Here is a 21,372-nt window from a genome sequence, read left to right on the forward strand (position 1 = left end):
CCTTTCATCGCTAGGCAGCAGCTGTGGGGACAGATAAAGTAAGGGTTTTGCAGTCATGAGCGCCCCTATGAAATTTTTGCGCCCTGCCCTTCTTGGTCTGTCCTGCCTGATAGCTGTACCCGCTCCCGCAGCCACTGATCTACCGTCGCTAGGGGATGCAAGCTCTTCAGTTGTCTCTCCTGAACAGGAGTTTCAGCTTGGCCGCACCTGGTTGAGTATGCTCAGGGGGCAAGTCACGACACTGACCGACCCACAACTCAAGCAGTTCGTGGAAAGCAGTGTTTATAGACTGGCCGAGACGAGCCAGATTCAAGATCACCGCCTCGTATTCATCCTGATCAAAGACCCACAAATTAACGCATTTGCTGCCCCCGGTGGGGTCGTAGGCGTCAATGGGGGGCTATTCCTGTATGCCCAGACCGAAGCTGAGTATGCAGGCGTCCTCGCGCACGAATTAGCCCACCTGAGCCAGCGGCACTTTGCACGAGGCGTCGAAAATCAGAAGCGCATGCAACTACCGTTGATGGCAGCCATGCTGGCCGGCATTGTGGCCGCTGCTGCTGGCGGTGGTGATGCCGGTATCGCAGCGATTGCCTCTACACAGGCAGCCGCCATACAAAGTCAACTCCGCTTCTCTCGTCAGAACGAGCAGGAAGCGGACCGGGTAGGCCTGATCAACTTGGCTAAGGCTGGCTATGACCCACGAGGCATGCCCAATATGTTTAGCCGATTGGCTAGGCAATACCGTTACGATCAGCGACCACCCGAGTTTCTCCTCACCCACCCGGTAACAGAGGATCGCGTTGCAGATACTCGTAACCGTGCAGATCAGTATCCCGCAGGAGGACGAGAAGACAGCCTGCAGTATCAACTGATGCGCGCAAGGGTTCAGCTGCTTTTCGAGGAAACTCCAGGCATAGCCGTCAAGCGCTTTCGTGCCATGTTGGATGAAAACCCAAAGTTGGAAGCAGCACGTTATGGCCTTGCTGTTGGCTTGACTCGCCTCGGCCAGCTCAATGAAGCACGCGAAACGCTTAAGCCTTTACTGGATGCCTCTCCAAACGATGTCACGTACAACCTGGCCCAGATCGAGCTCGACATTACCAATAACCGGCTGCCTGACGCACAAAAGCGCGTAGCGAGAATGATGGAAATGTATCCCGATAACTTCGCGGTCAACATGCTACAAGCCGATCTACTGGTTAAGCTCGATAAGCCCAAGGATGCCAGCGCTTTACTGGACAAGGTAATCAAAGCGCGCCCACTGGACCCTGATGTATGGTACCGGGCTGCAGAGGTGCGCGGCCAAGCGGGTCAGCTGATAGAGGTCCATCAGGCCCGTGCCGAATACTTTGCCCTGACAGGTGATTATGATCAGGCCATACAGCAGCTGGGATTTGCAAAACAGCGTGCTTCAAATAATTTTCAGTTAGCGGCGCGGATAGATGCACGTCAGCAGGAAATAATTACGCAAAAGCGAACTGCTGAAGAAATTATGTGATAGGAAACAGGACAGGAAACGCCCATCAGGCGTTTCCTGTCTGCCTTAATCTTGCTGCCTGGGTAAAGTCCAGCATGCGCTTGAGTGGTTTTACTGCCCTAGGTATCAGGGAAGGATCAACCAGAACCTCACCGCTACCCTCCTGCAAACAGGCCAGCGTACGCTCCAAGGTATTCATGGCCATCCAAGGGCAATGCGCACAACTACGACAAGCAGCACCATTACCCGCCGTAGGCGCCTCAATGAATACTTTGTCAGGACACAACTGCTGCATTTTGTAAAAAATGCCTTTATCCGTTGCGACAATAAACGTCGAGTTGGGCATCGTCTGTGCAGCCTTGATCATTTGACTGGTTGAACCAACCATGTCTGCCAGCTCGATCACAGCCTCAGGAGATTCGGGATGCACCAGAACCGCAGCATCAGGATAGAGCGATTTGATATCAGTCAGCTGAGAAGACTTGAACTCCTCATGAACGATGCAGGCGCCATCCCAAAGCAGCATATCGGCACCTGTTTCCCGCTGAATGTAGCGGCCTAGATGACGGTCCGGTGCCCAAAGAATAGGTTCGCCGTTATCCATCAGGTGCTCAACGATATCCAGGGCACAGCCAGAGGTTACAACCCAATCTGCCCTGGCTTTTACGGCAGCTGAAGTATTGGCATAAACTACTACCGTCCGCTCGGGATGCTTATCGCAGAACGCAGCGAACTCCTGAGCTCCGCACCCGATATCCAGCGAACAAGTAGCCTCCAGCGTAGGCATGAGCACTCGCTTCTCGGGATTGAGAATCTTGGCAGTTTCTCCCATGAAACGCACCCCTGCCACCACGACGGTAGAGGCCTTATGCTGGTTACCAAAGCGTGCCATTTCGAGCGAGTCTGCCACGCACCCGCCCGTTTCCTCGGCAAGCGCTTGCAGAATGGGATCGGTGTAGTAATGCGCAAGTAGAACAGCGTCACGCGCCTTGAGCTCAGCTGCAATGGCATGGCTAAAATGCTCTGTTTCAGCTGCACTTAAAATTTTAGGCTGCTTAGCCGCGAGATGGGCTTGAACCAGAAGTCGTTCCGAGATTTGCGACATGCTCGCTACACCCAAACGCTAAAGGGACAGAAGGAGTGTATCGCCAGGAAGCGGCGATCTAAGGAAACAACAAGGGGAGGAAAATGGTGGGTCGTGTAGGATTCGAACCTACGACCAATTGGTTAAAAGCCAACTGCTCTACCGACTGAGCTAACGACCCCGAAAGCGAGTGCTATAATAATGATTTCTTCTGGATAATCAATACCCTAGCGCAACTTTTTTAAAAAATATCGCGTTGGATCTTCAAGGTGTGCCGCACGGAATCCTTCTGCACGCAAGCGGCAACTGTCACATCGCCCACAGGCACGCCCTTCGTCGTCAGCCTTGTAGCAGGAGACGGTTAGGGAGTAGTCCACCCCATTCGCGACGCCCCACTGGATAATCTCAGCCTTCGACATGAACTGGAGCGGTGCTATGATTTTAAAGCCATTGCCCTCAACGCCCGCCTTGGTGGCAAGATTAGCCATACGCTCAAAGGACTCAACAAATTCAGGGCGGCAATCTGGATAGCCTGAGTAATCCACCGCATTAACACCAATAAAGATATGCTGAGCCTCGAGCACCTCAGCCCAACCCAAGGCAAGCGAAAGAAAAACGGTATTACGGGCAGGTACATAGGTGACAGGAATACCCTCGGTAGGTGCTTCCGGCACATCGATAGTGCTATCGGTCAACGCCGAGCCGCCAATACCATTCAGGTTCAGACCGATCACTTTGTGTTCGACCACACCCAACTGAGTTGCCACACGTTCAGCGGCCTTGAGCTCGGCTCTATGACGTTGCCCATAATCAAAGCTCATGGTGTAGCAGGCAAAGCCCTCAGCCCGAGCCATGGCGACAACCGTGGCAGAATCCAGACCACCAGACAGCAAGATAACGGCTTTTTTCTGGTTCATATCAATGTCCTGGCTCGTCATTCCAAAGAATTTTATGCAGCTGCAACTGAAAGCGTACCGGCAGATTGTCTTCTACAATCCACTCAGCCAACTGACGCGGGGTAACCTGCTGATGGCTAGGGGAAAACAACACCTCATCCACCCGCTCATCAAGGCGATACTGAATCAGCTTAGACACAGCCCACTCGTAATCTTCACGTGAGCAAATCACGAACTTCACCTGATCGTTTGGCGTAAGATGATCAATGTTGTCGTACAGATTGCGAGAGACCTCAGCAGAGCCGGGCGTCTTCAGATCGACGACCTTGACGACTCGCCGATCTACAGGCGCGACGTCGAGCGCACCACTGGTTTCAAGTGACACCTCATAGCCAGCGTCACATAGGCGCTCTAGCAGGGGTAAGCAGTTTGGCTGGGCAAGCGGCTCGCCTCCTGTTACACACACATAGCGAGGCTTATACTGAGCGACACGCTCAACGATTTCGTCCAGCGACATGATCTGGCCGCCGCTGAAGGCATAAGCCGTATCGCAATATTGGCAACGCAAGGGACAGCCTGTAAGGCGCACGAAAACAGTTGGCAAGCCAGCTGTTCGTGTTTCCCCCTGCAGCGAGTAGAAAATCTCGGTAATACGCAGAGTATTTTGTTGCATGTAGGCCACGGGCGTGACAGCGATACAGGCCGTCCGCCTCCGTTGCGAAAAAAGGGAGGCGGATTCTAACGAAAAAACCTGCCGTTAGGGCAGGTTTTTGAGATCACGCTGGGCTAATTGTGCGGCAGACGATCCAGGATACTGCGCAATGACCTGTTGGTACATTGCTTTAGCCTTGTCTCGATTTCCAAGCCGCTGCTCAACATCAGCCAGCTTGTAAAGAGAGTCTGGAACCTTGGGATGATTTGGGTAAGCCTGACTTACGCGTGCAAACGCCTGTCCTGCGGCTTGTAAATCCCCGGAAGCCATATTGACTTCGCCTAACCAATATTGGGCATTTCCCGCATACTGGCTATTGGGATACTTACGCAGAAACGCTGTAAAGGCTTGGCTTGCCTTGGCAAAATCCTTTGCCTTGATCAGATCAAAAGCCGCATCGTAATACAGCTTTTCCTTTGCGGGATCACCAGGCTCGCTGTTGGCCTGAGAAGCTGGCGGAACAGGTGCGGCGTTCGCATTGATGGCCCCTGCAGACGAACCAGCATCATTACCACCAGTGGCATTCGCTGGCGCTCCAGAAGAAGCACTTGCAGAAATTCGCCGATCAAGGTCCTGGTAACGTTCCAGTCCTTGCTGTTTTAGCTGATTGATTTCATTTTGCTGCTCTTCAACCTGACCACGCAGGCGCGCAATATCATCCTGCATCTGCTGCAATTGCATGAAGAGCTGCCCCTGTGCAGAGACAGGGGCGCTAGCGCCCCCATCCCCTGCATAGGGAGCGCCTTGGGTGCTATAGCCGGGAGTAGAACCGCTCCCACCATATCCCCCTTCCTGAACCGGTACCTGTGCCCATACAAAGGAAGTGCACAGAGCCAACGATGTCAGTACAAACAGGCGCTTCGGCATAGATCTTACTTCTTCAGCTCAACGCGACGGTTCTGAGCCCAGGACTGCTCGTCATGACCGATAGCAGCAGGACGCTCTTTACCATAGGAAACGAGTTCCAGCTGAGCCGGAGAAACGCCCTGCAGTACGAGGTAACGCTGAACAGCCTTGGCACGACGCTCGCCCAGAGCCAGGTTGTACTCACGAGTACCGCGCTCGTCAGTATGGCCTTCCAGTACAACGCGCTGACCACTAGTTTTCAGGTCACGAGCATGAACGTCCAGAGCGCGCATGGCTTCCGGCTTCAGATCGGAGCTGTCGTATTCGAAATAGAATGTAGTGATAGCACGCAGAGCGGCTTCGTCGCTCATGCTGCCATCAACGGCACCGGCGTTAGCGCCATAGCCTGCGTTTGGATCGACAGCACCGGCGCCAGCGCCAGCACCTTCACCAGAAGCATCACCACCCTTGGAAGAACAACCTACTGCAACGGCCATGGCCAAAGCCAGAGCAGCGAACTTGCCGAATTTCAGCATTTCCATCGTTAACTCCTAAAGAACCGCAAAGTGTTTTGTATAGAACAGATTATATTGCCGTCAGTTCAGGTAAGGGGACCAAGAAGGCTCGCGAACATCGCCTTGGGTGGTGGGTAGCGTAATACGCACACGTCCGTTGATGGATACAAGCATCAGTACGCCTCGGTCCTGCTGGCGGGACGCGTAGATTACCATGGTGCCATTTGGCGCAACAGTAGGCGAATCGTTAAGACTGGTGTTGGAGAGCACCCGGACGCTGCCACGCTGAAGATCCTGGGCACCAATCTGGAAGTTGGTGAAACCTTCCTGACGATGCACCATTACCAGCGTTTTTTCATCGGCAGATAGTTTAGGGTTCGCATTGTAATTGCCTACGAATGTAACGCGCTCTGCCCCACCGCCGCTAACACTGGTTTTATAGATCTGTGGTTTTCCGGAACGATCTGAAGTGAAATAGATAGTCTGCCCATCACGTCCCCAGAACGGCTCGGTATCAATCGCAGAGTCGTTGGTAACGCGACGAATCTGACGCGAATTCAGGTCCATCACATAAATCTCAGGGTTTCCATCGCGCGACAGCACGAACGCCAGGCGGTTACCGTCCGGAGAAAAAGCCGGAGCGCCATTCAGTCCTTCGAAATTGGTGAGCTGCTCACGACGACCTGTATCTACGTACTGCAGAAAGATACGTGGGCGCTGCTGTTCAAAGGAAACATAGGCGATACGCTTGCCATCAGGAGCAAAACGAGGCGACAGGATTGGTTCACGAGACTGTAGGAGTGTCACGGAACGAGCACCGTCATAGTCTGCACGCTGCAGGGTATAACGAGTGTTGTTCTGGGAAAAACGCTCGGCAGTGACGTACAGGAGCTTCGTAGAGAACGCGCCCTTGATACCGGTCAGCTTTTCGAATGACTGATCGGAAATATAGTGAGCCATGTCGCGCAGCTGATCAGTACCCCCGCCTACGCTACCCGTCATGACCTGCTGCTGTGTAGCGATGTTGAACAGTGCATATTGGATTTGCAGACGACCACCGCTGGGCACGATATTGCCGATCAGCACATAGCTGACCCCCAGTGCCTGCCAATCCTTGTAGGACACTTCGCTTGCCTGAGTCGGCAGGCTAAGCATGTTCTGCCGGTCGATGGGAGCAAAAGAGCCGGAATTGCGCAGATCGTTACCAATGATATTGGCCATATCATCGGGCAGTGGTTGACCACCCTGCCAGCCAAAAGGCACGACTGCAATCGGGATGGCCTTGTCATTGCCACTGGATACCACCAGGGGGTCGGCAGCATGGGCAGCGCCTACCAGGAACATGAATCCCAGCAGAACGATACGAATCAGGTTATTCACAGACTCAAATCCTCCGGTTTGAAGATAATGCGACGCTTGCGATAAAGCTGGTCGAACGTCGCGCGATCAAGCTGTTGCATTTCAGGTATGCGTCCCACATTGCGCACGGCAGCCACTGCCGAGCTATCGAAAGCAGAATCACCGCTAGACCGGGTTACACTGGCATTGGTTACCGTTCCGTCAGGTAGCATTTCAATTTGCACTTCCACACTCATACCGTTGCGGGCAGATGGCGGGCGGCGCCATTGCTCACTGACCAGACGCACGATAAGGTCATCAAAGTTCGACGCTACCTCATCGCCTACCTCATCAGCCATTGCCTGCTGTCGCTGCGTATCATCGGAAAGAAGCTCAGCCAACGCCTGTGCTTTCTTATCCTCTGCTGCCTTGCGTGCGGCAGCCTGAGCTGCCTTTTTCTTGGCGTCCTCAGCAGCTTTGGCTTTCGCCTGCTCGGCCGCTTTTTTCTTGGCCTCTTCAGCTGCTTTCTTTTTAGCTTCTTCAGCGGCTGCTTTTTTCTCTACCGCTTCAGCCGCTTTCTTTTGTGCGTCTTCCGCTGCTTTCTTCTTAGCTTCTTCAGCTGCTGCCTTTTTCTGAGCAGCCTCCTCAGCCTGTTTTTTTGCCAATTCAGATTTGCGCTGCTGCTCTGCGGCGGCTTTTTCCTGCGCTGCCTTTTCAGCCTTTGCTGCGGCCTCAGCTTTTGCCGCTTCGGCCTTGGCTTCAGCGGCTTTCTGGGCAGCTTCTACCTGCTGCGCCTTTCGAGCGTCCTCAGCTTTCTTTTGTTCCGCAGCTTTGGCGGCTGCCGCCGCTGCAGCAGCGGCCTGGGCCTGTTGCTCTGCTTTCTTCTGCTCCATCTGCTCGACTTCATACTGGCGAGAAGACGTTTTTTTGGCCTCTCCAGCCAGCTTCTGCTCTGTCTGCACCTGAGCAGGGCTTTTGGATTTCAACTGGACCAGAGTCGCCTGAACAATTGGCTTGGACTGTGGCAGCTCCGGTGCCATTGCCCAGCTCACAAACAGAGCGGCAAAAATGACAACATGGAGAGCCACAGCCCAAACGATAGGCCAGAAATAGCTCTCTGAAGGAGAACGCTCACGGTCTTGCATCAAGGCGCCTCGGTGATCAACCCGACATTGGGTACACCTGCCTGCTGCAGGCCGCCCATGGCTGCTGCCACTATCCCATAGTTAACAGCCTTGTCACCCCGGATGAAAACCTGGGTATCAGGTCTTGCACGCATGATCTTGGTAACCTGCTCCGTCAACTGAGGCAGGGCAACAGCGCTGGCACTGTCACGCTGCTGGTCCGTCTCGACTTCCTTACCTGTATTCCAGTAGTAAGTACCGTCCGCCTTGATAGAAATAGTCAGGATCTGCTTGTTGTTATCCTGCGGCATGGGCTGGCTGTCCGCATTAGGCAAGTCGACCTTGACCCCTTGATTGATCATTGGCGCAGTTACCATGAAAATGACCAGCAGTACCAGCATCACATCGATGTAAGGTACGACGTTCATTTCGGCAACCGGCTTACGCTTATGTCTACCCCTGGAGGACATGGTTGATACCTATTACTCGTCGCTGGTGTGGACTTTGCGATGCAGGATGGACTGGAACTCATCAGCAAAGGTGTAATAACGTCCGATCAGTGTCTCTGAGCGCGCAGCAAACCGGTTGTACGCCACTACGGCCGGAATCGCTGCAAACAAACCGATCGCGGTTGCAATCAATGCTTCTGCAATACCAGGCGCAACGGTAGCCAGCGTAGCCTGCTGTACCGTAGCCAGACCGCGGAATGAGTTCATGATGCCCCATACGGTACCGAACAGACCTACATACGGACTGGTGGAGCCGACGGTAGCCAGGAACGGCAGGCTTTGCTCAAGCTTCTCTTCTTCGCGAGAAATGGCGACCCGCATGGCACGCTGAACGCCTTCCATCACCGCGTCAGGGTCTACCCCCGCCTGCTGACGCAGCCTGGAAAACTCTTTGAAGCCAGCACGGAAGATCTGCTCGACACCTGAATCGGGGTCAGGATTGCTGCCTGCCTGACGGTAAAGCTTGGACAGGTCGATACCCGACCAGAAACGCTCCTCGAAAGTCTCCAGTGCACGTTTGGCTGCACGGATGGCATTAGCACGCTGGATAATCATGACCCATGATGTTACCGAAGCCGCTACCAGCGTCAGCATGACCAGCTGAACTACCAGGCTGGCATTGCTCACAAGGCTCCACATGGAGGAATGGTCGACAGTTGGTTCCACGCTAAATCTCCTGCTTAAATTGAGTCCGAATCGCTCGCGAATACTGTTCGCATGGCCTCAGGAATGGCCCTGGGCCTGAAGTTGTCTGAACGTACACACGCAACCGTCACATACCCTTCGCATAACAGAACACCATCGTCTCGCCGAGTCACCTGCTGATGAAAGCGCAGGCTGGCCCGGTTCAGTTCAATAACCCGAGCGCTGACCTCCAACTCGTCATCCAACCGAGCCGGTGCATGGTAACGTGCCTCACATGAATGCACGACAAATAGGATGTTTTCTTCCGCCAGGCGAGATTGAACAAAGCCTAACGCCCGCAACCGTTCGGTACGAGCACGTTCCATGAATTTGAGATAGTTGACGTAGTAGACGATGCCTCCTGCGTCGGTGTCTTCGTAATACACTCGACACCGCAGCGAATACGGCTGAGTCACATGTTGCGCGCGCATACTCTAGAACCAAGCCTTCAATTTGCCAATCAGAAATACTTGCAGTTGCAATTAATTATTATCTTCCTCAAAAAGATCAGGCACGGTTCCTGGCCCCATACGCTTGGGCACGTTCAAACCAAAGTGAAGATAAGCATGGCGGGTTACCATCCGACCCCTTGGCGTACGCATGATATAGCCCTGCTGAATCAAATACGGTTCCAAGACATCTTCAATGGTGTGACGCTCCTCACTGATTGCAGCCGCCAGGCTATCTACCCCTACCGGCCCGCCGTCGAACTTGTCGATGAGCGTCAGTAGAAGTCTTCGGTCCAGGTGATCAAAGCCGCGTGCATCCACATCCAGCAGATCCAGAGCCTGGCTTGCAATCGTATGACTGATTCGTCCCTGCCCTCTCACCTCTGCAAAATCGCGTACACGTCTTAACAACCGGTTCGCAATACGGGGAGTACCGCGGGCACGGCGAGCGATTTCCACAGCGCCTTCGGCCTCAATTGTCAGATTCAGGATTTTGGCAGAACGCGTAACGATGCTGGCAAGGTCCTCTACGCTATAAAACTCAAGCCGCTGAATAATTCCGAATCGGTCCCTTAATGGGTTCGTCAGCATTCCGGCACGCGTAGTGGCTCCCACCAATGTAAACGGTGGCAAATCCAGCTTGATTGATCGCGCGGCAGGGCCTTCGCCAATCATAATATCGAGCTGATAATCCTCCATCGCTGGATAGAGGACCTCTTCTACAACCGGCGAAAGGCGATGGATTTCGTCTACGAAAAGAACGTCTCCAGCCTCGAGACTGGTCAGCAGAGCAGCAAGATCTCCTGGCCGCTCAATTACCGGTCCAGATGTGCTTTTGATGGCAACACCCATTTCCTCAGCAATAATATTGGCAAGCGTGGTTTTGCCTAGCCCTGGCGGCCCGAAAATAAGCGTATGGTCTAGTGCCTCGCCCCGCCCCTTTGCCGCCTGGATGAAAAGACTCATCTGCTCGCGCACGACCGGCTGACCAATGTACTCGGTCAGTCTCAGAGGACGGATAGCACGATCCTGCTGTTCTTCACGATCTCGGCCCGCGGCAGAAATCAAACGATCCGGTTCAATCATGGTTACACCATGCCTTTAAGGGCACGACGAATAAGGTCTTCACTGCTGAGGCCTTCTTCAGCGATGGCAGATACTGCACGACTGGCTTCCTGCGGCTTGAATCCGAGCGACACTAACGCACTGACCGCATCAGTTTCAGCTGTTACGACAGGCTTGCCGGCAGCCGTTTCCATCATGAGCGGTGCGATAGACGGAAGGCTTTCCCATGCCTTGAAGCGATCCTTGAGCTCGACTAGCAGACGTTCAGCCGTCTTTTTGCCGACGCCGGGAATCTTAACCAGCGCAGACGCATCCTGGGCCTGAACGCAGCGCACCAGCTCGTCCACCTCAAAGCCAGACATCAGCGCCAGTGCCAGCTTTGGCCCTACTCCATTCAAGCGAATCAACTCACGAAAGAGTTCTCGCTCGCGCTTTTCAAAAAAGCCGTAAAGCAGATGAGCATCCTCACGCACGACCAGATGCGTATGCAAGGTAACTGGCTCATCCAACAACGGAAGGCGATACAACGTTGTCATGGGGACTTCCAGCTCGTAGCCCACGCCATTGACATCGATGATTACATGCGGCGGCTGTTTTTCAGCCAGAGAACCGCGGAGACGTCCAATCACAGAAATACCTATTAAAGACGCAGGCGACCACCGCGCCGGCGAGCCCCTAGAAGCCCATGAGGGGTCAGACTTTGCCGTGTATGCGCATGACAAATAGCAATCCCGAGGGCATCGGAAGCATCTATTTGGGGCTTCTCCTTTAGTTTCAACAAATGCATGACCATCATCATGACCTGTTGCTTATCGGCAGCACCTGAGCCCACGATGGCTTGTTTGACCTGGGTAGCCGTGTATTCAGCTATTTCAAGCCCCGCTTCCGCACAGGCCACAATGGCTGCACCTCGAGCTTGTCCCAGTTTTAAAGCAGAGTCGGCATTGCGCGCCATGAATACCTGTTCAATGCCCATGGTGACTGGCTCATAAAGCCCAATGACTTCCCGCACCCCTCTGTAGACGATTTGCAAACGCTCATACAAAGGGCCATTACCTGTACGAATACAGCCAGAGGCTACGTATTCGCACCCTTTACCCGTGTCCCGGATTACGCCGAATCCAGTGATTCGCGAACCAGGGTCAATGCCTAGTACCAGGGTCATCTCTATATCCTTCCCAGACCAGGCGGGAAAAAGGTGACTGCTTTAAGGAGGCTTGTACCTTTCCAGTAGCAGCCACCCCTGTTGCGCGCTGACACTATAGGGGTATCAGGCCCGTTAGCCTAGCTGCGCCATAACATCATCTGGAATTTCCGCATTGGAGTACACATTCTGGACATCATCCAGATCCTCCAGCATATCAATAAGCTTGAGCACTTTCTGGGCCGTATCCAGATCCAACGGCGTTGTCGTAGACGGAATCATGGAAATCTCGGCAGCTTCGGATTTGAAGCCAGCTTCCGTCAATGCCTCGTTTACGGCAATAAAGTCACTAAATGAGGTAAAGACGTCAACAGACCCATCATCATTGGTGACTACATCATCAGCACCTGCTTCAAGCGCCGCTTCCATGAGTGCATCTTCGTCGACGCCCGGTGCAAAGCTGATCTGCCCCTTGCGCTCGAACATGTACGCTACCGAGCCATCAGTGCCCAGGTTACCGCCGCACTTGCTAAAGGCATGACGCACCTCAGCGGCCGTACGGTTACGGTTATCCGTCATGGCCTCTACGATCAAGGCGACACCACTCGGGGCATAGCCCTCATAGGTCAGCTCTTCAACGTTATCCCCTTCGTTGGCACCTGCCCCTCGTGCAATGGCGCGATCGATGGTGTCACGTGTCATATTGGCAGTAAGCGCCTTATCTACTGCCAGGCGAAGACGCGGGTTATCCGCCGGAACGCCACCACCCTGACGGGCAGCTACGGTCAGCTCACGGATGATCTTGGTAAAGATCTTACCCTTCTTGGCGTCCTGTCGCTCTTTGCGGTGCTTAATGTTGGCCCATTTGGAATGACCCGCCATAACGAACTCCAAATCACTTTTTGACAAAGGGCAGCCTTGCGGCTGCCCGGTTGATCAATTACTCAGCTTTTGGCTGCTCACGCAAACGAATGTGCAGCTCGCGCAACGCCTTGGCATCCACTGCGCCAGGTGCCTGAGTCATGACATCGGCAGCACTCTGGGTTTTCGGGAAGGCAATAACTTCACGAATAGACTGTGCGCCGGTCATCAGCATTACCAGACGATCCAGGCCGAAGGCCAAACCACCATGCGGTGGCGCGCCAAACTTGAGTGCGTCGAGCAGGAAGCCGAACTTCTCTTCCTGTTCCGCCGCGTCAATGCCCAGCAAGCGGAACACAGCCTGCTGCATTTCCTTGCGGTGGATACGGATGGAACCACCACCCAGCTCGGTGCCGTTGAGGACCATGTCATAGGCGCGAGACAATGCATTCGCCGGATTCGCCTCGAGCTCTTCCGGTGTGCACTTGGGCGATGTGAAGGGGTGATGCAGTGCAGAGAAACTACCATCATCGTTTTCTTCGAACATCGGGAAGTCAACGACCCAGAGCGGCGCCCACTCACAGGTCAGCAGGTTCAGATCATGCCCCAGCTTGATACGCAGACCGCCCAACGCATCACTGACGATCTTGGCCTTGTCTGCGCCAAAGAAGACGATATCGCCGTCTACCGCACCCACGCGATCAAGAATGGCGTTGAGGTTCGACTCAGCAATGTTTTTGACGATAGGTGACTGCAAGCCTTCAACACCTTGGGCGCGGTTGTTGACCTTGATATAGGCCAGGCCCTTAGCGCCAAAGATACCCACATACTTGGTGTAATCATCGATCTGCTTACGGGGCATGCTGGCACCACCCGGTACGCGCAGTGCAGTTACACGGCACTTGGGATCGTTAGCCGGACCGGCAAACACCTTGAAATCGACATCCTTGAGCAGATCAGCTACATCCACCAGCTCCAGCGGAATGCGCAGGTCCGGCTTGTCTGAACCATAACGGCGCATGGCCTCCTCGAAGGTCATGTGCGGGAACTCGCCGAACTCCAGATCCAGCACTTCCTTGAACAAGGAACGGATCATGCCCTCGGTGATACCCATGATGTCTTTCTCATCGAGGAAGCTGGTCTCGATGTCAATCTGGGTAAATTCGGGCTGACGGTCTGCACGCAGGTCTTCGTCGCGGAAGCATTTGGCAATTTGGTAATAGCGATCAAAGCCCGCCACCATCAACAGCTGCTTGAACAGCTGGGGTGACTGCGGCAGAGCAAAAAAGCTGCCAGGATGGGTACGGCTAGGCACCAGATAGTCACGAGCGCCCTCGGGTGTCGCACGGGTCAGGATAGGCGTCTCCACATCCATGAAGCCCTGCTCGTCCAGATAACGGCGAATGCTGGAAGTTATGCGCGAACGCAGCTTGAGCTTGGCAGCCATCTCGGGGCGGCGCAGATCAATGAAACGGTAGCGCAGGCGTGTTTCTTCGCCCACATCGGAATATTCGTCCAGCGGGAACGGCGGCGTCTCGGCCTGGTTCAGCACTTCAAGGTCATAACCCAGCACCTCGATAGCACCTGAGGCCATATTCGGGTTGACCGCACCCGCAGGACGCAAACGGACCTTACCCGTTACCTTGACGACATATTCACTGCGTACACGGTCGGCCTTGGCAAACGTCTCTGCCCGATCCGGGTCGAACACGACCTGAGCGAGGCCTTCACGGTCGCGTATATCCAGGAAGATAACGCCTCCATGGTCGCGACGGCGGTGAACCCAGCCGCAAAGGGTGATTTCCTGGCCGTCCAGGCTCTCGTTCAATTGGCCGCAATAATGGCTGCGCATCATGGTTGTGTTTCGCTTCTCTTGAGTCCGGAATTAAGAGATGGGGAGCAAGCATCATTAACAGGCACGTCTCGCAGAACTGCTGCAACGTAAAGCCAGCCAAAGATTGTATTCCCATCTGGTTTCTCTTGGTCAGTGGGCGATTCTATAACAATTACCAAGCCTGACGCAGCCGACCTATGACAAGCCGGCTGCCTTTTAAGAGCCTAGACTGACTTTTATAGAACCCAAGCGATTAGGCCCTCCTTGACCGGTGCTTGCGAGCATTCCATTTCCAAGGGCCTGTGTTAGGCTCCGTTTCAAATAAACATCACTGCCAAAGGAGAGCGGTATGGAAATCAATATCGGAATTGCCGAGCAAGATCGTGCGGCCATTGCAGATGGGCTCTCTCGTCTGCTTGCAGATACCTACACGCTGTATCTGAAGACCCATAACTTTCACTGGAACGTGACAGGGCCGATGTTCAACACGCTGCATACCATGTTCGAAACCCAGTACACCGAACTGGCTACCGCAGTTGATGATATTGCCGAGCGCATCCGCGCATTGGGATTCGCTGCACCAGGCACCTACTCGGCCTATGCCAAGCTATCCAGTATCAAGGAAGAGGAAGGCATTCCAGAGGCGCAGGAGATGATTCGCCTGCTTGTACAAGGCCAGGAAGCAGTCGTTCGTACCGCTCGTGGAATTTTCCCGATTGTAGATAAGGTCAGCGACGAGCCGACAGCCGATCTGCTGACTCAACGCATGCAAACGCATGAGAAGACAGCCTGGATGCTACGCAGCCTCCTGGCCAACTGATAGAAGCCCGGCAGACGCCGGGCTTTTTCATTTTTTCCTCTCATTCTGATGGCATCATCGGGCCATTGATTGAGTAGCCTTCACCTTTACGGTTAAATAACGCTGTGCGTATCTGCGCATAGGTCGATCATTCATAGCCACGCGTTTCAGGCAACAACAGCGATCGACTTGCTATTTCTCCAAGGTGACATCATTGAATACGCTTACACTTGTTCACATTGCGTCTGGTGCGATTGCACTTTCGATAGCCGTGGTTTCCTCTTTACAAGCAGATAAACCCAGCTTTTTTCATCATCATGAAGCCTTGCACATGGCTTTTCTTGGTCTTCTCTTGCTGATTACGACCCCTTCCGTCAGCAGCAAAAATAAGGGAGCTACGCAAACCATCACCTCAACGCTGCTGATAGCAGCTGCATGCCTTCAAGCCCTGGAACTCTTGGTTCCTGATGCCTTTCCTGGCCTACCGCCCCTGGTCAGCATCAGCCTGCCGATTGCGATGATTGCAACGCTAGTCAAGCTGTTTGCAGCTTTTAAATCGTCCAAGACAGGCAGCTACAACAAGCACAGGAAGATACGACACAACGCCCAGGATGCACTTCCTGCAGAGGGCCGTGAAATAGGCACTGTAAAGTGGTTCAACACCTCGAAGGGATTCGGGTTCATTTCACGCGATCAGGGGGACGATATTTTCGTTCACTTTCGAGCTATTCGGGGCGAAGGTCATCGCGTCCTGGTAGAGGGCCAGCGTGTCGAGTTTTCCGTTATTCAGCGTGACAAGGGGCTTCAGGCAGAAGACGTGACAGTATCGTTTGCACGTTGACCCGCTCAAAGGCGGCTCCTTTGGGAGCCGCCTTTATCAACATCAATAATGAGGTGGCGGAGCATCGTCCTCGACCGCCCCTTGCGAAACCGCGATTTCAGCCTGCCTTCTCGCAAGCTCTTCGATCTGCAGCTTCATTCGATCCAGCACTCTCTGCTGCTCGACAATAATATCGTTCAAGGTCTGGATCAGATCGTCCTGAAACGCTTGTCGCATTTCCAACTCGTTGATTCGCTCTTCAACCGTCATGCTTGTCACCCTCCCATTTTTCAGCAAAAAGGGACTTGAGGTCGTTCAGGCATTTTTCAAGCTCGCTTTCACTATAGGCTTTTGCAGGTCCTTTACCCCATACAGGGCCCGGCCACGCTAAATCCTCTTCAAAACGAGCCACTACATGAATATGAAGTTGCTTAACTATGTTTCCCAATGTGGCGACATTTATCTTTGCCGCATGGGTGTAGTCTTTCAAACGCTGTGCAACGTATGAAGATTCCTTCATCAGTTGTATCTGATCCTCTAACGACAACTCAAATACTTCACTGATATTGGATCGCTGGGGAACAAGGATCAGCCATGGATAGTTGGCATCCTTCATTAAAAGCAACTTGCACAACGGTAAATCGCTTACCTCTACAGTATCCGCCCCAAGGCGCTCATCAAGATCAAACATAGTTACCTTCCTAACTAAAAACGGGACGGACATTGACGTCCTTGCACCAAAGCAGTTCAGCTACGCCTTTCATCTGAAAGAGTGCGCCTCAAAAGCGTGCATGCACCGAGTGCAAGTCATTGATTATCTACCCGATAACGTGCTGATGGCACTTTGTGCACACTCCTTGCTTAGCGTTCAAGCATCTTATCAGGGGAACTCTTATCAATCCGGATGAGGTTGATAAGGCATCTTTCTGATTCTAAAAAATTATAGAAAGAGCCCATAAAAATTCGATGGGAACTTTCAAGCCTGACACTAGAGTGCTATAAGTTGGCACCAACAAGAACAACCAGTCACGTTTAACGATGACTGATATTTCAATCCAAAGGAGCAATCATAATGCAAGTGATGAAGTGGAGCGTCATCGCCCTCGCCGTAGCGGCAGGGACGACCCAGATGGCATTCGCCAGTCAGCAGTCTGAGTCCAAAGGCTTTATTGAAGACAGCAGCCTGACGCTGACCAACCGCAACTACTACTTCAATCATGATGGCAAGAACGGCACAGGTGATGGTCGTGACTGGTCACATGCACTTTTGACTAACTTCCAATCCGGCTTTACACAGGGGACAGTCGGCTTTGGTGTCGATCTCTTCGCTAATATTGGTTTGAAACTCGACAAACGCTTTGGTGGCGCAGGTAACGTTCCGGTTCACGACGACGGCAAATCGCCTGACGATTGGGAGCATGTAGGCGGGGCGGTTAAGCTGCGTGTATCCAACACCGTATTGAAATATGGTCAGATGGCACCGACCGCTCCGGTATTTGCTATCGGCGGCTCTCGGATTTTCCCGCAAACAGCCACAGGCTTTAACCTGCTGAGCAGTGAAATCGAAGGTCTTAAGCTTGAAGCGGGACACTTTACTTCAGGGACAGGTCCTCGAGGACAAAGCAACCGTGAGCCTCTAAGAACGGCTTATACAGGTCTTGATGCTAATAGCGTCGACTATCTTGGCGGCAGCTATGATTTAGCTGACGGGCTAACCCTCAGCCTGTATGGTTCTGAATTTGAAGATATCTGGCGCCAGTATTACGGTAACGTAAACTATGCCCTTCCGCTAAGCGATCAACAGGCGCTGACGTTTGACTTCAATATCTATCGAACCCTGGATGAAGGTCGCGCTGACGCCGGCGCTATTAACAATACCACATGGTCATTGGCTGCAGCCTATTCACTAGGCGCTCATACGTTTACGCTGGCCTATCAAAAGGTGCATGGCGATACACCATTTGATTACGTAGGTGTCGGCGAAGAGAACAGCGGCGGTGACTCGATTTTCCTGGCAAACTCGATTCATGTTTCTGACTTCAACGGCCCTGGCGAAAAATCCTGGCAAGCCCGCTACGACATAAATATGGCTTCCTATGGCGTTCCCGGCCTGAGCTTTATGACTCGTTATGTCAAAGGTTATGACGCTGACGGCACCAATACTGCTAACGGCTCCGCCTACGCAGGCCAGTACGGGGAAGATGGCAAGCACCACGAGTGGAACCTAGAGGCCAAATACGTTGTTCAAAGCGGTCCTGCCAAGGACCTCTCGATTCGCGCACGTCAAGCTTTCCACCGAGCCAACAGCGACTATGCTGATCCTGACACCAACCAGTTCCGCCTGATGGTGGAGTACCCGCTGAGCATTCTGTAATACAGAACTCATTAGCAACACCTAAAATGCCCGGCCTGCCGGGCATTTTACTTTTCCCGTCACATCTACTTCTCTCTAATGCTTGCCCCTCTCGCCTGTACGGCTAGGAAAGCCCACCGTACAATGCAGTTTTCGCTGATCAGAAAAGACCTGCCCTCATGCGTACTAGTCAGTATCTTCTCTCTACTCTGAAAGAAACGCCTTCTGATGCCACTGTCATCAGTCATCAACTCCTGCTACGCGCCGGCATGATCCGCAAGCTGGCGTCCGGCCTCTATACCTGGCTGCCGCTGGGCCTGCGTGTATTACGCAAGGTCGAGACTGTTGTACGCGAAGAGATGAATGCGGCCGGCGCTCTGGAAGTACTCATGCCAGCCATTCAGCCCGCCGAGCTGTGGCAGGAATCAGGCCGCTGGGAACAATATGGCCCCGAACTGCTCCGCCTCAAGGATCGTCATGAGCGCGACTTTTGCGTAGGCCCAACCCATGAGGAAGTGATTACAGATCTGGCGCGCAACGAGCTCAACAGCTATAAGCAGCTTCCGATCAACATGTACCAAATCCAGACCAAGTTTCGCGATGAAATTCGCCCTCGCTTTGGCCTGATGCGTGGACGTGAGTTCGTCATGAAGGATGCCTACTCCTTTCATATGACTCAGGAATCGCTACAGGAGACCTATGATCGGATGTATCAAGCCTACTGCAACGTATTCACCCGACTCGGGTTGAACTTCCGTCCTGTTCAGGCTGATAACGGCTCCATTGGCGGCAGCGGCTCCCATGAATTCCATGTACTGGCCAGCTCCGGCGAAGACGATATCGTTTTCAGTGACAGTTCCGATTACGCAGCCAATATTGAAAAGGCTGAGGCGCTACCCCGTGAAACTTCACGCGGCGCGGCTACTGAAGAGCTTCGCCTGGTTGATACACCAGACACCAAAACCATCGCGGCGCTGGTAGAGAACTTCAATCTGCCGATTGAGAAGACGATCAAGACATTGATCGTACATGGCGCAGAAGAAGGCACGCTCGTTGCGCTCATCATTCGTGGCGATCATGAGCTGAACGAAATCAAGGCCTCCAATCTCGAACTTGTTGCCTCCCCTCTCGAATTTGCTACTGAGGCGGAAGTTCGTGCAGCCATTGGCGCAGGTCCTGGCTCCCTAGGCCCGTTGAACCTTCCAATGCCTTGCGTCATCGATCGCTCGGTTGCCATGATGAGCGACTTCGCAGCAGGTGCAAATATTGATGACAAACACTATTTTGGAGTGAATTGGGAGCGTGACCTGCCGCTGCCTGAGGTCGCTGATCTGCGCAATGTGGTGGCAGGCGATCCCAGCCCCGACGGCAAGGGCAACCTGGTCATCAAACGCGGCATCGAGGTCGGTCATATTTTCCAGCTTGGCACCAAGTACAGTGAAGCAATGAACCTGACCGTCCTGAGCGAACAAGGAAAGCCCGTCAAGCTCACTATGGGCTGCTATGGCATCGGCGTGTCTCGTGTCGTCGCGGCAGCCATCGAGCAGAATCATGATGAACGCGGCATCCTATGGCCCGATGCGCTTACTCCCTTCCACATTGCGCTGGTTCCTCTGAAATATGAAAACGAGCGCGTACGGGAAGTAACGGATCAACTGTATCAGGCGCTAACTGCTGCCGGTTATGAAGTCCTGTTGGATGATCGTGACAAAAAGACAAGTCCCGGCGTCAAATTTGCAGATATGGAGTTGATCGGCATTCCTCACCGGATCGTAGTAGGTGATCGCGGCCTTGCTGAAGGTACTTACGAGTACAAAGGACGCCGCGAGCAGGACAACCAGAATGTGCCGATCAATGAATTGCTGCCATTTTTGGAAGCACGCATTAATCGTTGAGCCAAGCCATGCCTGTAAGAAGCCCTTCTTTTCTCCTTTCCGTCACGCTTGCCAGTGTGACGGTGCTTTCTGGGTGCGCCAATCACTTACCGCAGCGCAGCGAGCACGAGGAGCGCGTCGATCGCAAATTGATCGAACACAGCCTGCAGATCAATGCTGGCGAAAAAGAAGTGCTCGAACTGCCACAGCGACGAATCAAGGTACTCGATCAACATCGTTATGAAGTGACTGATTTCGAAGTAACACGTCATTACGACCGGTATACGCCTTATCAGCCCTGGCGGGAGCTTTATGAGGTTCCGCTGGGAGCTGTAACACTCGTGGCAGGCATAGGCGCCAATATTCTCAATGTGCCTCTTCTTGGCAGTCTTCCTGAAAGCGCAACACATGGACTGGTCGTCTATGGGCTGGACGGCCTTAACCCGTTCATGAACGTGGCGTCCAATGGGCGCTCCGAGCAGAACCTGGCCAGCATTGATGAAAAGCAGCTCGATAAACGCGTCGAATACACCAGCCTTCCCTGGACTGAGCGCCCCGTTGAAGTCAAGGCGGGCAAGGCTCGACATGAGCTGCTGACCGACCAAAACGGCTTTTTGCGTCTGAACCTGCTGGAAGACCCTTTTGCAGGTCATGATATCAGCGGCGTTGGCAAGCTGAACATCACGGTTATCGACCCTGAAGACCAGACCAAAGCCGAGCGCACGTTAACGGTAAGCCGCAGCCTGCGTAGCAAACTTCTGGAGGCCCATGAGCTTATTTACGATGACCTTGAAGAGGACGATGTGACTCGCTGGGTTCATCGTGTAAAGCGCTTGTCTGAACTAGGCCTGGAGGAAGAATCCAGCGAACTGGAACAGAACCTGATCGAGCTGACCCACAATGATCCGGAGCTGCAAAATGAGTTTGTCACTGCATTAGCCAAAGCAACCGGAACACCCAAAACCATCAGCCAGTAAGCATCTAT

General features: G+C 53.4%; 23 protein-coding genes and 1 tRNA gene. 6 read left to right on the forward strand and 18 right to left on the reverse strand.

What is annotated here, in order from left to right:
• Positions 1-67 precede the first annotated feature (67 nt).
• Positions 68-1,501: a M48 family metalloprotease gene (locus tag HMPREF1487_RS03310; protein ID WP_010795173.1), complete on the forward strand. Its 1,434-nt coding sequence runs from the start codon at positions 68-70 to the stop codon at positions 1,499-1,501.
• Between the two features lie 25 nt (positions 1,502-1,526).
• On the opposite strand, the gene nadA is transcribed toward HMPREF1487_RS03310, so the two are convergent.
• From nadA to aspS, 16 genes are all read right to left on the reverse strand, one after another.
• Positions 1,527-2,585: a quinolinate synthase NadA gene (gene nadA / locus HMPREF1487_RS03315; RefSeq protein ID WP_010795174.1), complete on the reverse strand. Its 1,059-nt coding sequence runs from the start codon at positions 2,583-2,585 to the stop codon at positions 1,527-1,529.
• Positions 2,586-2,669: 84 nt separating this feature from the next.
• Positions 2,670-2,745: transfer RNA gene (locus HMPREF1487_RS03320), tRNA-Lys, on the reverse strand.
• Between the two features lie 46 nt (positions 2,746-2,791).
• Positions 2,792-3,481, reverse strand: a complete 690-nt coding sequence (queC, locus tag HMPREF1487_RS03325; protein WP_010795175.1) for a 7-cyano-7-deazaguanine synthase QueC — start codon at positions 3,479-3,481, stop codon at positions 2,792-2,794.
• A gap of 1 nt (position 3,482) precedes the next feature.
• Positions 3,483-4,133: a 7-carboxy-7-deazaguanine synthase QueE gene (gene queE, locus HMPREF1487_RS03330; RefSeq protein WP_010795176.1), complete on the reverse strand. Its 651-nt coding sequence runs from the start codon at positions 4,131-4,133 to the stop codon at positions 3,483-3,485.
• Between the two features lie 84 nt (positions 4,134-4,217).
• On the reverse strand, positions 4,218-5,039 hold the full coding sequence (gene ybgF / locus HMPREF1487_RS03335; RefSeq protein WP_010795177.1) for a tol-pal system protein YbgF: 822 nt from the start codon (positions 5,037-5,039) through the stop codon (positions 4,218-4,220).
• 5 nt (positions 5,040-5,044) lie between these two features.
• Positions 5,045-5,560 carry a peptidoglycan-associated lipoprotein Pal gene (gene pal / locus HMPREF1487_RS03340; protein ID WP_010795178.1) on the reverse strand — a complete coding sequence of 172 codons (516 nt, stop codon included), beginning with the start codon at positions 5,558-5,560 and terminating at the stop codon, positions 5,045-5,047.
• A gap of 54 nt (positions 5,561-5,614) precedes the next feature.
• Entirely contained in the window at positions 5,615-6,913 is a 1,299-nt protein-coding gene (tolB, locus tag HMPREF1487_RS03345; RefSeq protein WP_010795179.1) for a Tol-Pal system beta propeller repeat protein TolB, read from the reverse strand.
• Positions 6,910-8,019, reverse strand: coding sequence for a cell envelope integrity protein TolA (tolA, locus tag HMPREF1487_RS03350; RefSeq protein ID WP_112297631.1), 1,110 nt, complete (start codon positions 8,017-8,019; stop codon positions 6,910-6,912). The genes tolB and tolA overlap by 4 nt, the downstream gene beginning before the upstream one ends.
• Positions 8,016-8,465: a protein TolR gene (gene tolR, locus HMPREF1487_RS03355; RefSeq protein ID WP_010795181.1), complete on the reverse strand. Its 450-nt coding sequence runs from the start codon at positions 8,463-8,465 to the stop codon at positions 8,016-8,018. The genes tolA and tolR overlap by 4 nt, the downstream gene beginning before the upstream one ends.
• 12 nt (positions 8,466-8,477) lie before the next feature.
• Complete coding sequence (gene tolQ, locus HMPREF1487_RS03360) at positions 8,478-9,170, reverse strand: protein TolQ (RefSeq protein ID WP_010795182.1); 693 nt, start codon at positions 9,168-9,170, stop codon at positions 8,478-8,480.
• A gap of 14 nt (positions 9,171-9,184) precedes the next feature.
• On the reverse strand, positions 9,185-9,619 hold the full coding sequence (gene ybgC, locus HMPREF1487_RS03365) for a tol-pal system-associated acyl-CoA thioesterase (protein WP_010795183.1): 435 nt from the start codon (positions 9,617-9,619) through the stop codon (positions 9,185-9,187).
• A gap of 51 nt (positions 9,620-9,670) precedes the next feature.
• On the reverse strand, positions 9,671-10,723 hold the full coding sequence (gene ruvB, locus HMPREF1487_RS03370) for a Holliday junction branch migration DNA helicase RuvB (RefSeq protein ID WP_010795184.1): 1,053 nt from the start codon (positions 10,721-10,723) through the stop codon (positions 9,671-9,673).
• Between the two features lie 2 nt (positions 10,724-10,725).
• The gene (gene ruvA / locus HMPREF1487_RS03375; RefSeq protein WP_010795185.1) at positions 10,726-11,331 is read right to left on the reverse strand and encodes a Holliday junction branch migration protein RuvA; all 606 of its coding nucleotides are present in this window, start codon (positions 11,329-11,331) and stop codon (positions 10,726-10,728) included.
• 11 nt (positions 11,332-11,342) lie between these two features.
• Positions 11,343-11,867 (reverse strand): crossover junction endodeoxyribonuclease RuvC, encoded by a 525-nt coding sequence (gene ruvC / locus HMPREF1487_RS03380; protein WP_010795186.1) that lies wholly within the window; start codon positions 11,865-11,867, stop codon positions 11,343-11,345.
• Positions 11,868-11,981: 114 nt separating this feature from the next.
• Positions 11,982-12,728, reverse strand: a complete 747-nt coding sequence (locus HMPREF1487_RS03385) for a YebC/PmpR family DNA-binding transcriptional regulator (RefSeq protein ID WP_010795187.1) — start codon at positions 12,726-12,728, stop codon at positions 11,982-11,984.
• Positions 12,729-12,786: 58 nt separating this feature from the next.
• Positions 12,787-14,562 (reverse strand): aspartate--tRNA ligase, encoded by a 1,776-nt coding sequence (aspS, locus tag HMPREF1487_RS03390; RefSeq protein ID WP_010795188.1) that lies wholly within the window; start codon positions 14,560-14,562, stop codon positions 12,787-12,789.
• 328 nt (positions 14,563-14,890) lie between these two features.
• On the opposite strand from aspS, the gene HMPREF1487_RS03395 reads away from it, so the two are divergent.
• Entirely contained in the window at positions 14,891-15,361 is a 471-nt protein-coding gene (locus HMPREF1487_RS03395) for a Dps family protein (protein ID WP_010795189.1), read from the forward strand.
• 193 nt (positions 15,362-15,554) lie between these two features.
• Positions 15,555-16,181 (forward strand): cold-shock protein, encoded by a 627-nt coding sequence (locus HMPREF1487_RS28290; RefSeq protein WP_037029655.1) that lies wholly within the window; start codon positions 15,555-15,557, stop codon positions 16,179-16,181.
• Positions 16,182-16,223: 42 nt separating this feature from the next.
• On the opposite strand, the gene HMPREF1487_RS03405 is transcribed toward HMPREF1487_RS28290, so the two are convergent.
• Both HMPREF1487_RS03405 and HMPREF1487_RS03410 read right to left on the reverse strand, forming a co-directional pair.
• A complete protein-coding gene (locus tag HMPREF1487_RS03405) occupies positions 16,224-16,430 on the reverse strand; it encodes a SlyX family protein (protein WP_010795191.1) in 207 nt (68 codons plus the stop codon).
• Positions 16,420-16,851, reverse strand: a complete 432-nt coding sequence (locus HMPREF1487_RS03410) for an HIT domain-containing protein (protein WP_010795192.1) — start codon at positions 16,849-16,851, stop codon at positions 16,420-16,422. The genes HMPREF1487_RS03405 and HMPREF1487_RS03410 overlap by 11 nt, the downstream gene beginning before the upstream one ends.
• Before the next feature lie 381 nt (positions 16,852-17,232).
• On the opposite strand from HMPREF1487_RS03410, the gene HMPREF1487_RS03415 reads away from it, so the two are divergent.
• The 3 genes from HMPREF1487_RS03415 (at position 17,233) to HMPREF1487_RS03425 (ending at position 21,364) form a co-directional block, all read left to right on the forward strand.
• Entirely contained in the window at positions 17,233-18,534 is a 1,302-nt protein-coding gene (locus tag HMPREF1487_RS03415; protein ID WP_010795193.1) for an OprD family porin, read from the forward strand.
• Between the two features lie 158 nt (positions 18,535-18,692).
• Positions 18,693-20,408 carry a proline--tRNA ligase gene (locus HMPREF1487_RS03420; protein ID WP_010795194.1) on the forward strand — a complete coding sequence of 572 codons (1,716 nt, stop codon included), beginning with the start codon at positions 18,693-18,695 and terminating at the stop codon, positions 20,406-20,408.
• An 8-nt stretch (positions 20,409-20,416) separates the two neighbouring features.
• Entirely contained in the window at positions 20,417-21,364 is a 948-nt protein-coding gene (locus tag HMPREF1487_RS03425; RefSeq protein WP_010795195.1) for a hypothetical protein, read from the forward strand.
• The last annotated feature ends 8 nt before the right edge of the window (positions 21,365-21,372 follow it).

Source organism: Pseudomonas sp. HPB0071 (assembly GCF_000478505.2).
In the GTDB taxonomy this organism is placed as follows: domain Bacteria; phylum Pseudomonadota; class Gammaproteobacteria; order Pseudomonadales; family Pseudomonadaceae; genus Chryseomonas; species Chryseomonas luteola.